We start from the raw sequence: 16,245 nt of genomic DNA on the forward strand, positions 1-16,245 counted from the left end.
TAATTAAATTGTATACCTTTGGTTTTTACTTAAAAAGTCATGTATGCAACGAAATTTTAAAGACTATCTTATTATTTCCTTAAAAGGATTAGCTATGGGAGCTGCCGATGTTGTTCCGGGAGTTTCTGGAGGTACAATTGCCTTTATTTCTGGCATTTATGAAGAATTAATTACATCATTAAACAACATTAATTTTTCATTAATAAAAACCTTAAAACGCGATGGGCTAAAAGCCACTTGGGTACAAGTAAACGGAAACTTTTTAGTCGCTCTTTTTTTTGGAATCGGGATTAGTGTTTTATCACTAGCCAAAGGTATAGAATGGTTACTCCACCATCACCCAATTTTACTTTGGGCTTTCTTTTTTGGTTTGGTTTTAGCTAGTATTATTTTTGTTGGAAAACAAATTACAAAGTGGAAAATCTCAACCATTTTTGTTTTAATTTTAGGAACTTTTATTGCGTTTTATATTACCCAATTACCATCATTATCGGCAAATCAAAGTCCTTGGTTTTTATTTTTAGCAGGCGCATTAGCTATTTGTGCCATGATACTTCCTGGCATCTCGGGCGCATTTATTTTAGTTTTATTAGGTGCATATCAACCAATATTATCGGCTTTAAACAATAAAGATTTTAAAACCATTGCTATTGTTGGTTGCGGTGCTGTTATTGGTTTGTTAGCCTTTTCTAAACTTTTAAAATGGTTATTTAAAAATTATAATAATTTAACATTGGCGGCACTAACCGGATTTATTTTAGGCTCTTTAAATAAAATTTGGCCATGGAAAAAAGTACTTTCGTTTAGAACCAATTCTAAAGGAGAACAAATACCCTTTCTAGAGCAAAGCATCTCACCATTTTCTTTTGATGGCGATAACCAAATTATTTTTGCATTGCTACTCATGGTAATTGGCTTTTTAACCATTATTACATTAGAAAAAATTGGTAATAAAAAACCTTAATGGAAAGTACACGAACACTTACTGATAAAATTTTCCTAGTATTAAAAGGATTAGGTATGGGAGCAGCTAACAAAGTTCCTGGTGTTTCTGGAGGTGTTGTGGCTTTTGTGGCAGGTTTTTACGAAGAATTTATTTATTCTTTAAAAAAAATAAATAGAACGGCGTTTAAACTACTTTTAAACGGCAGATTAAAAAGTTTTTATAGATATATAAACGGCCGTTTTTTAAGCCTACTGTTTTTTGGAATGCTTATTAGCTACTTTAGCATTTCAAAAGTTTTAGATTATTTAATTATTCATTACGAACTTTACGTTTGGAGCGTGTTCTTCGGGATGATACTTGGTTCTATTTATTATATTAATAAAGATTTTAAGGTCTGGAACTACAAAACCATTTTAGCATTAACCATTGGAGCACTAGCAGGTATTAGTATAAGTTTTTTAAACCCGGCAAAAGAAAACGATAACCTTTGGTTTGTATTTTTTTGTGGTATAATAAGCGTTTCTGGTATGACTCTTCCAGGTTTTTCTGGATCTTTCATTCTTATTTTACTCGGTAATTATGTATTGCTCTTAGTCGATTCTGTAAATGCTTTGTACGATACTGTTACAAATGTTTTTAAAGGTGATTTTTCTTTTATTGAAAACCAAGAACGTATTAAAATGTTAAAAGTACTTGCTGTTTTCACCTTAGGTTCTGTCACAGGGCTAGTAACCTTTTCACATGTTTTAAGTTATATTTTAAAACATTACAAAAACATTACCACCGCAACTATTTTAGGATTTATTATTGGGTCCTTAGGCGTCGTTTGGCCTTGGAAAAAAACTATTTACAAATTAAATAGCAACGGTAACTACCTGCTTGATAGTTCTGGAGAAAAAATTATAGAATTTTATAAACGCTATATACCACAATTTAATACAGAAACTTACTTTGCCATTGGTTATATTATTTTTGGGGTTGCTATAGTGTTGGGATTAGAATGGTACGGACAAAAAACACGACAAGTAAAATGAAAAAATTAGGACTTTTAGGGAAAAATATTTCGTACTCGTTTTCACGAGCTTATTTCAAAGAAAAATTTGAAAAAGAAGGGATTAGCAATATTTCTTATGATAATTTCGATTTAGAAGACATTAAAATTTTCCCCGAAATTATTAAAAACACTAAGGATTTAAAAGGGTTAAATGTAACCATTCCTTACAAAGAAGATGTCATGCCTTTTCTTCATAAAATTAAAAAAAAGGCAAGAGAAATAGGTGCAGTAAACACCATAAAAGTAACTAAAAAAGGTAAATTAATTGGTTACAATACAGACTATTACGGATTCTACAAATCTATAAAACCAGCTATTAAACCTTACCACATGAGCGCTTTAATTTTGGGTACAGGAGGCGCCAGTAAAGCAATAGCCTATAGTTTAAAAAAACTAGACATTCCCTATCACTACGTTTCAAGAAAAAAAACAGACGGAGTTACATATACGTACGAAACATTAACAAGTAGTATAATTAAACAACATAAAATAATAGTTAATTGTACACCATTAGGCACTTTTCCCGATGTAGATGCTTGCCCAAATATTCCATACGATGGCATAACAAATCATCACGTTTTGTTCGATTTAATATACAATCCAGCTGAAACCGCCTTTTTAAAACATGGCAAAGCCAAAAATGCAACAATAATTAACGGTTCTAAAATGTTAGTCTATCAAGCCGAAAAATCTTGGGAAATTTGGGGTTTAATTAAATAATACCACATATTTCTATAAAAGTTTACTCACGGCGTTTTGTAAATAACATACAGGTTATTATCTTTATATCAATTCAATTGAATACGAACCTTAACATTTTATAAAATGTCTGACGAAAAAAACACATCGAATCCTGAGGAATTAGAACATTTAAATTCTAATGAAACACCTTCTGAAGCCAACGTTGAAAATAACGAAAATGCATTAAATGTAAAAACTTCGGAAGACGATGAAGTTTTAAATGAGATTGAAGAATCGAATGCAGAAGATGCAGAAGATGAAGGCAATAAAGAGCGACATACCATTGAGGTAAAGCCTTACGATACCATGTCGCTAGAAGCTTTGGCTATTGAACTTGAGCGTTTGTTAAAATCAGAAAAAATTCAAGCCATTCGTTCGCATGTATCTAGTATAAATGCAGAGTTTAAAAGTAAATTCGATGCTCTTCTTGAAGAAAAAAAAGAAGAATTTATTAATAATGGCGGGAACGAAATTGACTTTTATTATTCCTCGCCTGTACATAAACGTTTTAAAACAGCCTACCGCGAATATCGTCAAAAGTTAAACGACCATTATCAAAACATTGAAAAAAACTTAAAGCAAAATTTAGAGCAAAAACTCGAAATAATTGAAGAATTAAAAGGATTAATCAATTTAGAAGAAAATATAAACTCTACCTACAAACACTTTAAAGAATTACAAGAACGCTGGCGAAATACCGGGCCAATTCCAAGAGATAAATACAATAATGCATGGAATAGCTACCATCATCATGTTGAAATATTTTACGATTTTTTACACTTAAATCGAGATTTACGCGACCTTGATTTTAAGCATAATTTAGAAAAGAAATTACTAATTATCGAGCGTGCCGAAGCCCTTGCAAAAACCAACGACGTATTAATGGCGTTTAGAGAATTGCAAGAACTTCATAAAATGTGGAAAGAAGAACTTGGTCCTGTTGCTAAAGAACACCGTGAAACTATTTGGGAACGTTTTAAGGCTGCAACAAAAACGATAAACGATAAACGCCAACTCTATTACAAAGAAATAGATAAAGTTTACGAGAAAAATTTAGAGAATAAACTTGAAATTATAGAAAATATAAATGCTATTCATCAACAGGACATTACTTCTCATGGTGCATGGCAGAAAAAAATAAAAGAAGTTGAAGCACTTCGTGAAGCATTTTTTAACGCAGGAAAAGTTCCTTTAAAGGTTAACGAAGCAACTTGGGCCAAATTTAAAGAAGCGGTTAGAACTTTTAATCGTAAAAAGAATGCGTACTACAAAGGCCTTAAAAAAGAGCAATACAGTAACTTACAAAAAAAGCTTGATTTAATTCAAATTGCTGAAGATAATAAGGATAGTGACGATTTCGAGGTGACCACACCACTAATGAAAAAAATCCAAAGCGATTGGAAAAAAATTGGACATGTACCAAGAAAAGATAGCGACAAAATATGGAAACGCTTCAAGGCCGCTTGTAATTTTTATTTTGATAAGCTTCATGCATCTAAAAATGCTGCAAATAAGGAGTTTACAGAAGCTTACAATAAAAAAAGTGACTTTTTATCAACGCTTAAGGATATAAAATTAAGCGGAACCAAAGACGAAAAAATTGCCACTATAAAAGAAAAAATTGCCGAATGGCAAACTATAGGTAGAGTACCTAACGATAAACGTTATATAGAAGGTAAATTTCAAAAAACCATCGATGGTCTATTGTCTGATTTAGACATGGAAAAAAATGAAGTTGAAATGATTAAGTTTGAAAATAAGCTTGATACTTTATCGGCTGCATCAGATAATAATAGAGACTTAGATAACGAACGTGCATTTATTCGTAAAAAAATAGATGAAGTTAAAGCGCAAATAAATCAACTTGAAAATAACCTTCAGTTTTTTACTAATGTAGATGATGACAACCCTTTGGTTAAGGAAGTTAAAAACAATATTAAAGCGCACAAAGAATCGTTAAATCTTTGGAAAACAAAGCTTAGTAAAATTAAAGAATTGTATTAAAAGAAGGTATTACTTCTCTTAATTAGAAATAACCTCGATGCGTATTAGTTTACTTATCGAGGTTATTTATATAAATTAATAATTATTAAGTTTAGCCTCTTGCCAAAACACATCCATTTCTGCAAGTGTCATATCTTTTAAGCTTTTATTTAAAGCTTTAGCTTTTTCCTCTAAATACTTAAATCTTCCCGAGAATTTTTTATTAGTACGCTCTAAAGCATTTTCTGGATTAATTTTTAAAAATCGGGCATAATTAACCATAGAAAATAAAACATCGCCAAACTCACTTTCCATAGCATCTTTATTTCCAGAATTTACCTCTACTTTAAACTCTGCAAGCTCCTCCTCTACTTTTTCCCAAACTTGTTCTGGTTTTTCCCAATCGAAACCTACACCAGCAACTTTATCTTGAATTCTATTAGCTTTTACCAAAGCTGGTAAACTTTTGGGTACACCTTCTAAAACGCTTTTTTTACCTTCCTTTAATTTCAAGTTTTCCCAATTACGCTTTACATCTTCTTCATTTTCAACTTTTACATCGCCATAAATGTGCGGATGTCGGTGTATTAACTTATCGCAAATAGAGTTACAAACATCTGCTATATCAAAATCTTTTGTCTCGCTTCCTATTTTAGAGTAAAATACAATATGTAATAATACATCGCCTAATTCTTTTTTAACTTCATTTAAATCATTATCTAAAATAGCATCTCCTAACTCGTAAGTTTCCTCAATAGTTAAATGCCTGAGTGTCTCCATGGTTTGTTTTTTATCCCATGGGCATTGTTCTCTTAATTCGTCCATTATAGTTAATAACCTATCGAAGGCCTTCAATTGGGTTTCTCTTGAATTCATAAAGTAATTAAAATTAGGTTTCGAGGAAAATACGATAAACAAAATTAAGATTATTTAAAATTAATTTACCGGTTCTTGTTAACTACTTTGTTCTAAAATATATTCAATTATACAAATCACAAATCAAATACCGTAAGAAATATCATCTTATTAAAAACATAAAAACGTTCTAAAAATAACATTTAAACGATTTTTTATGTATTTAATCTTGAAAAACAATAAATATTAACTATTTTAGTAGCGTAATTCTTTATCAATAATAAGAAATAACCGTAAAATGAGATTATATGAAAAAAAAGTATGTTTTAATATTATTTACATTTTTAACAATTAACATTTTCGCGCAAGTTGGTATTGGTACAACAACACCTATGGCAACTCTCGATATAAACGGTAACTTAAAGATTAATGTCACGACTTTAGAAACAACAGAGCAAGTTATTCGTGATTCTATTTTAGTAATATCTCAAGATGGTGTAGTTAACAGAACAAAGGCAACTAATATTTTAAATGCATCACTACCTACAATGGTTAAGGCTTCTATGTCTGGTGGTGGTAACATTTTACATGTTTTAGTATTAAGTGCTCCTGAAACAATTAAATATGATACTGAAACTGTTGATAATAATAATGAATTTGATACCACAACACATACTTATACGGCTAAACAAGATGGTATTTATGCCGTAAATGCACAAATTAAAATAAGTTCTGCAATTTCCGTTAGCACCAATTTTGGAATTGGTATATATAAAAATGGTGTATTAATAGCCGAAGAAGAATATTTAAGCGTACATACAGGTGTTTTAAGCGTATCTTCTCCTATTAGAAGGGTATCTACAGTAATAGATTTAGTTACTGGCGATGAAATAACTTTTAAACTATCTTCCAGCATCGCAAGTGTTGATTTACTTGGTAACCCAACCGAATCGTTTTTTACAATTTACCAACTACGCTAATGTTAACCTGTTTTAATTAAAAAAGAATTTGAATAAAATAATTCGTAATACAATTATAAGAAGCGTTTGTTTATGAAAAGTTAAGAGAAATATCAATAGTTAAAACAAATTAAAAAAATTTAGTCATTAAATAATAAGCAAAGTATAACAAGATAATCAACATAAATATATCTAATCATCTTCATTCAAGGGTAAGTTTTTGTTACTCAATACACCAGCAACGTTGTTAGTCTAAAAAAGAGTTAGTTTAAATTTATTTAAATTAAATTAAAACAATATTAACTTCTTAAATAATCTCTTATGACTTCAACAATTACTTTTTTTAAAAATTATTATTTCCGTTTTGCTATCTCTGCAAATAAAAACTTAAAGGCGCAAACCTAACTGGCTCTAATCAATCCGTAATTTAAAAACAACAAACTGTTTTACGATACGGTTGTTCTGCAGCCTATATAACGCTGTATTCTATTAAAGTTCGTAGAAAAAACAAATTTGTAAACTTAAAAATTGTAAAAAAGTAACCTAAAATAAACTTTAAGTTAGCTTATTTATAATACTTGTTATTTATCTATTTTCTTTAAGCCTCAATTTATAAGCAAACAAAAACCTTCATAGAATTGGTAATTTTTTTTTAAACCCTCATAATTTATTTTAAAATTATTCAAAATGAAAAAAACAATACACATAAGCTTATTATTTCTTTTCGTAATATTTATTTCATCGAAAAGTTTCGGACAAGCTAGTTTTAATTTTACCAATAAGCCCGCAGAATTGCATCCAGATGGAACTTTAGCTACATCTTCTCCTTTATCTTTTAAATTAAGTAACGTTCCTAATGATGCCGATAATATAGTACGCGTTCGTTTTCACCTATATGCCAATGGTATATCTACTACCGATGCCAACGGAGATCCAATTGATGATGGTGTAAACTGGACCGCTACTAATGATAAAATGAACTTGTATTTAGGTTTAATTAATGATCCTGATGTTAATAATGGTTACTATAAAACAGAAACCGTTGATAATGGTGATGGCACATTTACAAAAGATTATACAATATTTAATGTTTCGAATGATGGTAGTAATGAAACATACAGAAATGGAGGAATTGTAGACGGAGAATATTATGCGCCAATAGTATTATTAATTCATGCCAATGGACAACCAAGATATAATGCTTCTGGAGCATTGGGAACAGGCAATGGTAATAACCCGCTTGAAGTAGACCAAGCCACTTTAGATCAAAGTCCTGATATTATTGCAACGCATTTTGCTTTTTCATATTACCCTCCAGAAGAAAATGAAACTACAGGAAATGGAGAATTTCCTCATATTTATGCTAATTCGAATATAGATTTATTTGGAACCGGAGATGGTTCTGGTAAACAAAACCAAATCTTAACTTTTGAAACTGTAGGTAAAAAAAGTACTACTGCAAATCCCTTTAGTGTACAAGCCACATCTTCATCTGGCCTAACCAATATTTCTTATTCTGTCCAGTCTGGCCCTGCTACAATTAATGGTAATACCGTTACCTTAAATGGTAGTGTTGGTATTGTAACTTTAAAAGCAGAACATAGCGGTGATTCAAATTATAATGAAGCTGAAACTTTTCATCAATTCGAAGTTATTGATTTAAGTACATTCTCACCTTCCATAACTACAAAACTTACCGAAGATTACCCCTTAGAAATGCCTTCTCTATATGCTTATCCCATTTATGTAACCACAGCTATTGAAGAAGCCGATTTAATAACTATAAATAATATAGAAATTTCTGTAGATGGAACAGCTATTAATGTAACCGGTAACAATAATTTATATTATGCCTTATGGACACCAGATTCATACGGTTCTCATACTGTAAATATAACGGCTTACGGATCTAATGGTAATAATACAACCATAATTAAAACCATTGAAGTTACAGATACTATCGAAACTCAAAATGTACAAACTTTAACAGATGTTGTAATTGAGTATGGTACAACAAATAGTCGCAATTATTATGGAACCTATACAATGCCTCAACATATTGGAAGTTACGATCAAATTATTGCTAATTTAATGGTTGAATGCCCTTCTACAACCGGAAATTGCGACGATTGGGATCGTAGAGCCTATATTGATATTATGGGACCAGACGGTAATTGGATACAAATAATTCGCTATATAACACCATACGGTGTTGGATGTAGCCATTCCATTGATTTAACTGATTATGCAAACCTACTTCAAGGTGAAGTTGAATTTAGAATGTTTATTGATACTTGGGGTTCTGGTGGCTGGCAAATATCACTAGATTTTGATTATAGAAAAGGCACACCAGAGTATTTATACTCAAGTGTCGACGAAATTTGGGATGGCAATTGGGAATTAGGAAATCCAAATAACCTGCAACCAGTTGATGTTGTAAATTATACATACAATAGCAATATTATAAGTTCTCACCTACGTTTATCTACTACAGGGCATGGTTGGGGAAGCAACAACTCACAAAATGCTGCAGAATTTTATGAAGCGACAAATTATATTGATGTTGATGGAACTCTTAATTATACACAAAATTTATGGAACAACTGTAATCCAAATCCAGACAATTGTACTGGACAACAAGGTACATGGACATATAGTAGAGCCGGATGGTGCCCTGGAGCGATTGCCCCACCAAACATTATTGATATGACAGATCAAATTTCCAAAAGCACAGTAGATTTTAGTTATCGCTTCGATCCAACTTATATTGATTACTGTCACCCTAACAATCCTGAATGTGTTTCAGGGGTTACGTGTAATGACTGTAATGACACTTTTATTGCACAATATTATATAGACGCTCAACTTATTAATTATAGCAATACACCTCTAATACAAGGAACTTTAAATGTTGCAGAAGTTAATAGTATTGCAAATTATGAACTAAACGTTTACCCTAATCCATCAAATGGTGTTTTTAACATTTCTGCTAAAAATATTAGCGGCAAATCTATTATGCAGGTTGTTACAATTTCAGGTCAAGTTTTAAAAACTTACTTTTTTAACACTCCAGAGGAGATTAATAATACTTCATTTAATTTTTATTCTCTTAATAAAGGTATCTATTTTATATCTATATCTACCAAATCTGGGCAAGGAACTTTAAAACTTATTCTTGAGTAAACATTAAAAAAGAAATATAAAAAAATCCAGTCGATATCGACTGGATTTTTTTATTACAAAGTATACCTAATTAAGCATTTTGCTTTTTAATTAAATTTAAAGCAGAACCTTCTTTATACCAATCTATTTGGGCTTCGTTATAAGTATGATTTAATTTAATAGTGTCTTTAGTACCATCGGCATGAACAACCTCTAGGGTTAATTGCTTATCTGGTGAAAATTCATTTAAATCTAAAAAGTTAAATGTATCATCTTCTTGAATTAAATCGTAATCACTTTCATTATCAAAAGTCAACCCAAGCATACCTTGTTTTTTTAGGTTTGTTTCGTGTATACGTGCAAATGATTTTACAATTACAGCAGCTACACCTAAATGGCGTGGTTGCATAGCAGCGTGCTCCCTAGAAGAACCTTCGCCATAATTATGGTCGCCAACTACTACAGTCTTAATACCTTCTGCTTTGTAGGCACGTTGTACATCTGGCACACCGCCATAATCTCCTGTTAATTGATTTTTAACAAAGTTTGTTTTTTTATTAAATGCATTTACAGCTCCTATTAAAGTGTTATTTGCAATATTATCTAAATGTCCACGGAAACGTAACCATGGCCCAGCCATACTAATATGGTCGGTTGTACATTTACCGAAGGCTTTTATTAAAAGTTTGGCTCCTGTAATAGAATCTCCTAAAGGCTCAAAAGGTGTAAGTAATTGAAGTCTTTCTGAATCTGAAGCTACAACAACATCAACGCTGCTACCATCTTCTTTTGGTTCTAAATACCCATTTTCTTTAACCTCGAAACCTTTTGGAGGTAACTCCCATCCTGTTGGCTCATCGAACATAACCTCTTCACCATCTTCGTTAATTAACTTATCTGTTAACGGGTTAAAATCTAACTTACCTGAAATGGCAATTGCAGCAGTTAATTCTGGAGATGCAACAAAGGCATGAGTGTTAGGGTTACCATCGGCACGTTTAGCAAAGTTTCTGTTAAATGAATGCACTATACTATTTTTTGGTGCATTTTTAGGATCGGAATACCGCGCCCACTGACCAATACATGGTCCGCAAGCATTAGTAAATATAGTAGCATCTAAATCTTCAAAAACCTTTAAAATACCATCACGCTCTGCTGTATAACGTACTTGCTCGGAACCTGGGTTAATACCAAATTCTGCTTTAGTTTTTAATTTTTTATCTAGGGCCTGTTGTGCTATAGATGAAGCTCTAGACAAATCTTCATAAGATGAGTTTGTACAAGAACCTATTAATCCCCATTCTACTTTTAATGGCCAATCGTTATCTGTGGCTTTTTTAGTCATTTCGCTACCTGCTGGTGTTGAAAGATCTGGTGTAAACGGACCGTTTAATAATGGGGTTAATTCTGATAAATTAATTTCAATAACTTGATCGAAATACTGCTCTGGGTTTGCATAAACTTCAGGATCGGCCGTTAAATACTCTTTTACTTTATTAGCCGCTTCTGCTACATCTACTCTATCGGTTGCTTTTAAATAACGCTCCATAGATTCGTCGTAACCAAAAGTTGAAGTGGTTGCTCCTATTTCTGCTCCCATATTACAAATAGTACCCTTACCTGTACAAGACATACTTGTAGCTCCTGGACCAAAATATTCTACAATTGCTCCAGTTCCTCCTTTTACAGTTAATATTTCAGCTACTTTTAAAATGACATCCTTAGGCGCTGTCCAACCCGATAATTTTCCTGTTAATTTTACACCAATAAGTTTTGGAAATTTAAGTTCCCAAGCCATACCTGCCATTACATCAACTGCATCTGCCCCACCAACTCCAATAGCAACCATACCTAAACCACCGGCATTAACTGTGTGAGAATCTGTACCAATCATCATTCCTCCTGGAAACGCATAATTTTCTAGAACTACTTGATGTATAATTCCTGCTCCTGGTTTCCAGAAACCAATTCCGTATTTATTTGAAACTGACTCTAAAAAGTCAAAAACTTCACTACTTACACTGTTTGCTTGTTTTAAATCTTTAGCAGCTCCTTCTTTTGCTTGTATTAAATGATCGCAATGTACTGTTGTTGGTACAGCTACTTTAGGTTTACCCGCTTGCATAAATTGCAGCAATGCCATTTGTGCTGTTGCATCTTGGCATGCAATTCTATCTGGTGCAAAATCCACGTAGTCTTTTCCTCGAACAAATGCTTTGGTAGGAGTTTTATCCCATAAATGATTGTATAATATTTTTTCGGATAATGTTAAAGGTTTACCAACTACTTCGCGTGCTTTATCTACACGCTCTACCATTGTTGAATAAACACCTTTTATCATTTCAATGTCGAATGCCATATATTCTATTTTTATTTTTAAAATTAATTAAATATGCTTTTATTTAAAATAACTCTAAATAAAACCATTTTTCCTTCTTGAATTTAACAAAATTTGGCCAAAAACTATCATAATAAAAGGTTAATAAAAAAAGCCCGAATGAAACACTCGAGCTTTTAATTTTATAATTGAATTCTATGAGATTATAGAACTAATTGTTTTTGAGATGGTTTGAATTTAGTTAATACAATACCGTCTACAGCTTTTTCATATTCTTCCACAGTTGGTGTTCTCCCTAAAATTGTAGATAACACAACAACTGGAGTAGATGACAATAAAGATTCTCCTTTTTTCTCGTCTGTATCTCTTACAACTCTTCCTTGGAATAAACGTGTAGAGGTTGCCATAACCGTGTCTCCTGGTTCTGCTTTCTCCTGATTACCCATACATAGGTTACATCCAGGACGCTCTAAATATAACATGTTTTCATATTTTGTACGTGCTAAACCTTTAGGTGCGCTATCATCGAACTCGAAACCTGAGTATTTTTGTAATACTTCCCAATCGCCTTCAGCTTTTAACTCGTCTACAATGTTATATGTTGGAGGTGCAACTACTAATGGCGCGTTAAACTTAACTTCACCTTGTTGTGCTTCTATATTTTTAAGCATTTTGGCTAATATTTGCATATCGCCTTTATGAATCATACAAGAACCAATAAATCCTAAATCTACCTTTTTAGTACCACCGTAATAAGATAACGGACGAATAGTATCGTGTGTATAACGTCTTGATGGATCGTCATTATTTACATCAGGATCTGCAATCATTGGTTCAGCAATTTCATCTAAATCAATTACAACCTCTGCATAATACTTAGCATCTGCATCTGGTTTTAATGCTGGTTTAGACCCTAATTTTAGCTCTTGTATTCTGTTATTAGCTTTATCAACTAAACCTTGTAACATTTGCTTTTCGTTATCCATACCTTTCTTAATCATGATTTGGATACGATCTTTAGCAATTTCTAAAGATTCAATTAAGGTTTCTTCTTCCGAAATACAGATTGAAGCTTTGGCTTTCATTTCAGCAGTCCAATCTGTAAAAGTAAAGGCTTGATCTGAAGTTAATGTTCCAATATGAACCTCGATAATTCTTCCTTGGAATACGTTTTCACCTCCAAATTGCTTTAACATTTGTTGTTGTGTAGCATGAACAACATCACGGAAATCCATGAAGCTCTTCATTTCTCCTTTAAAGGTAACTTTCACAGACTCTGGAATTGGCATAGTAGCTTCACCAGTTGCTAAAGCTAATGCAACGGTTCCTGAATCGGCCCCAAAAGCAACACCTTTAGACATACGTGTGTGAGAATCTCCACCTATAATAATATCCCAATCATCAACAGTGATATCATTTAATACCTTGTGAATTACGTCGGTCATGGCGTGATATTGTCCTTTAGGATCGCGCGCTGTAATTAAACCAAAGTCATTCATAAACTTCATTAATCTAGGAATGTTAGCTTTAGACTTATCATCCCAAACAGAAGCCGTATGACATCCTGATTGGTATCCAGCATCTACAATTGGCGATACAATAGTTGCTGCCATCATTTCCAACTCTTGTGATGTCATTAACCCGGTAGTATCTTGAGATCCTACAATGTTAACTTCAACACGAACATTAGATCCTGCATGTAAAGTTTTTCCCGGAGTAGTTCCTACAGCATTCTTATTAAAGATTTTTTCAACGGCTGTTAAACCTTGTCCCTCAATAGAAACTTCTTTTGATGCTGCATATACTTGAGGTACTTCTATACCTAAAGCTTTACACGCAAAAGTTTGTAATTTTTTACCAAAAACAACAGCATAAGATCCGCCTGCTTTAATAAACTCCATTTTTGGAGGTGTTAATGCAGCAGAAATGTCTTTTACAGCTTTTCCGTCTTTATATAATTTTTTCTCTTTTGTATTAATAGTAAGCACTGTACCTGTATCTACAGAATATACTTGCTCTAAAACTGGCTCTCCATCTTTATCGACAATGGTGTTACCGTTTTCATCTTTCTTCTGAACCCAGTTTTTTAAATCGATTCCAATACCACCAGTTACACCAACGGTAGTTAAGAAAATTGGTGCAATACCATTTGTTCCTGCAATTACTGGCGCAATATTAATAAATGGCACGTATGGAGAAGATGAAATACCTGTCCATAACGCCACATTATTTACACCAGACATACGAGATGAACCAACTCCCATAGTTCCCTTTTCAGCGATTAACATAACCCGTTTATCAGGGTGTTGCTCTTTTAAAGCTAACACTTCCTTTTGCATGTCTTTGTTATGCTCAAAAATACATTGTCCGTGTAATTCACGATCTGATCTTGAATGCGCATCGGCACCAGGCGATAATAAATCTGTAGAAATATCACCAACACCAGCGATGTAAGTTACTATTTTAATTTCTTCGTCTACCTCTGGAAGTTTAGTAAAGAATTCTGCTTGAGCATAACTCTCTATAATGTCTTTAGATATAGGACATCCATTTTTCATGGCAACTTCTAATCGCTCTGTATCTGCTTCGTATAAGAACACTTGAGTTTTTAAAATCTCAGCTGCTTTTTTAGCAATATCTATATCTTTTTGCTCTAAAACTAAATCTAAAAGCACCTTAATTGATGGCCCACCCTTCATGTGCGATAATTGTTCGAAAGCAAAATCAGATGAAATTTCTTCAACAACAGATTCACCAAGTATTAATTCTTTTAAAAACTTTGCCTTAACACCTGCGGCACTTGTTGTACCAGGTAAGGTGTTGTAAATAAAGAATTTTAGTGAGTCTTCTCTATTAGGATTGTTTACATCTTTAATTTGTGCGATAATTTCGCTGGTTAATTCAGCGCCATCAATTGGTTTAGGATGCAAACCTTGAGATTTTCTCTCTTCAATCTCCTTGATGTAGTCATTGTAAATGCTCATAGTTAGTTTTTCAATTAATAGTTTTTAAACTTCTACAAAATTCATCTATATAAAGTTTAAAACAAGATAAATTTTAAGTATATAATTTTAGATTATTTTAGCGTTGCAAAATACTAAATAAATACAAAATTTTAAAAATAAAACCTTGAATACAATAAGCAATGATATTAAATTATTATAGTGTTATTATAATTTAAAATGATTACATTTTTTCTATAAAAATAAAAGGATTGCTGAATATTTTATAAACTAAAACCTTTTCGTAATGCTAAAATAAGCCTCTAATTAGCTGTTCTTCGGTAATTCCTTCGGCTTCGGCTTTATAGTTTTTAATAATTCTATGGCGTAAAATGCCAATTGCAACGGCTTGAACGTCCTCAATATCTGGTGAAAATTTACCGTGAATCGCGGCATGCGTTTTAGCTGCTAGCACTAAATTTTGTGAGGCACGCGGACCTGCTCCCCAATCGATATAAGTTTTTACCAATTCTGGAGCTGTTTCGCTATTAGGTCTTGTTTTTCCAACTAAAGTAACCGCATATTCAATAACATTATCGGTCACAGGAATTTTACGTATAAGTTGTTGGAAAGCAATAATTTCTTTTGCCGAAAATAAAGCATTTACTTCTGGCTTAAGATTAGAAGTTGTTGCTTTAACAACTTCAACTTCTTCCTGATAGGTTGGATATTCTAAATTAATAGCAAACATAAAACGGTCTAATTGCGCTTCTGGTAACGGATAGGTTCCCTCCTGCTCAATTGGGTTTTGAGTTGCTAATACAAAATATGGTAAGTCTAATTTATAATGATGTCCTGCAACGGTAACCGCACGTTCTTGCATAGCTTCAAGTAAAGCTGCTTGCGTTTTTGGTGGTGTACGGTTAATTTCGTCGGCTAAAATAATATTTGAAAAAATTGGGCCTTTTATAAATTTAAATTGCCTGTCTTCGTCTAGTATTTCACTTCCTAAAATATCACTAGGCATTAAATCGGGCGTAAATTGTATACGTTTAAAGTCTAAACCTAAAGCTTGCGAAATGGTATTTACCATTAAGGTTTTTGCTAAACCAGGAACACCTATTAAAAGTGAGTGACCGCCTGAGAAAATGGATATTAATATTTGAGTAACAACTTCGTCTTGACCAATAATTACTTTTGCAATTTCTGTTTTAAGACCTTGAAATTGCTTTACAAATTTCTCGATAGCAGCTACATCGGACATA

10 protein-coding genes are annotated in these 16,245 nt (G+C 32.5%); 6 read left to right on the top strand and 4 right to left on the bottom strand.

The genetic code is table 11. The features are described from left to right. Window positions 1-43 precede the first annotated feature (43 nt). The 4 genes from LG651_RS13590 (at window position 44) to LG651_RS13605 (ending at window position 4,745) form a co-directional block, all read left to right on the top strand. A complete protein-coding gene (locus tag LG651_RS13590; RefSeq protein ID WP_226696661.1) occupies window positions 44-964 on the top strand; it encodes a DUF368 domain-containing protein in 921 nt (306 codons plus the stop codon). Next, on the top strand, window positions 964-1,980 hold the full coding sequence (locus tag LG651_RS13595; RefSeq protein WP_226696662.1) for a DUF368 domain-containing protein: 1,017 nt from the start codon (window positions 964-966) through the stop codon (window positions 1,978-1,980). The genes LG651_RS13590 and LG651_RS13595 overlap by 1 nt, the downstream gene beginning before the upstream one ends. Then, on the top strand, window positions 1,977-2,720 hold the full coding sequence (locus LG651_RS13600) for a shikimate dehydrogenase family protein (protein ID WP_226696663.1): 744 nt from the start codon (window positions 1,977-1,979) through the stop codon (window positions 2,718-2,720). Before LG651_RS13595 ends, LG651_RS13600 begins: the two co-directional genes overlap by 4 nt. Window positions 2,721-2,825: 105 nt before the next feature. After that, the gene (locus LG651_RS13605; protein WP_226696664.1) at window positions 2,826-4,745 is read left to right on the top strand and encodes a DUF349 domain-containing protein; all 1,920 of its coding nucleotides are present in this window, start codon (window positions 2,826-2,828) and stop codon (window positions 4,743-4,745) included. 75 nt (window positions 4,746-4,820) lie between these two features. Here the strand turns inward: LG651_RS13605 and mazG are convergent, their stop codons facing one another. Continuing rightward, a complete protein-coding gene (gene mazG, locus LG651_RS13610) occupies window positions 4,821-5,600 on the bottom strand; it encodes a nucleoside triphosphate pyrophosphohydrolase (protein WP_226696665.1) in 780 nt (259 codons plus the stop codon). A 287-nt stretch (window positions 5,601-5,887) separates the two neighbouring features. Here mazG and LG651_RS13615 point away from each other — a divergent pair, with 287 nt between their 5' ends. Both LG651_RS13615 and LG651_RS13620 read left to right on the top strand, forming a co-directional pair. Further along, window positions 5,888-6,559, top strand: a complete 672-nt coding sequence (locus LG651_RS13615; RefSeq protein WP_226696666.1) for a hypothetical protein — start codon at window positions 5,888-5,890, stop codon at window positions 6,557-6,559. 666 nt (window positions 6,560-7,225) lie between these two features. Continuing rightward, window positions 7,226-9,721, top strand: coding sequence for a peptide-N-glycosidase F-related protein (locus tag LG651_RS13620; RefSeq protein WP_226696667.1), 2,496 nt, complete (start codon window positions 7,226-7,228; stop codon window positions 9,719-9,721). 70 nt (window positions 9,722-9,791) lie between these two features. Here LG651_RS13620 and LG651_RS13625 read toward each other — a convergent pair whose 3' ends face one another. From LG651_RS13625 to LG651_RS13635, 3 genes are all read right to left on the bottom strand, one after another. Continuing rightward, on the bottom strand, window positions 9,792-12,059 hold the full coding sequence (locus LG651_RS13625) for an aconitate hydratase (protein WP_226696668.1): 2,268 nt from the start codon (window positions 12,057-12,059) through the stop codon (window positions 9,792-9,794). Between the two features lie 182 nt (window positions 12,060-12,241). Then, window positions 12,242-15,022, bottom strand: coding sequence for a bifunctional aconitate hydratase 2/2-methylisocitrate dehydratase (locus tag LG651_RS13630; RefSeq protein ID WP_226696669.1), 2,781 nt, complete (start codon window positions 15,020-15,022; stop codon window positions 12,242-12,244). Window positions 15,023-15,290: 268 nt separating this feature from the next. Beyond that, entirely contained in the window at window positions 15,291-16,244 is a 954-nt protein-coding gene (locus tag LG651_RS13635) for an AAA family ATPase (RefSeq protein ID WP_226696670.1), read from the bottom strand. Between the last annotated feature and the right edge of the window lies 1 nt (window position 16,245).

Source organism: Neotamlana sargassicola (genome assembly GCF_020523965.1).
Taxonomy (GTDB): Bacteria; Bacteroidota; Bacteroidia; order Flavobacteriales; family Flavobacteriaceae; genus Neotamlana; species Neotamlana sargassicola.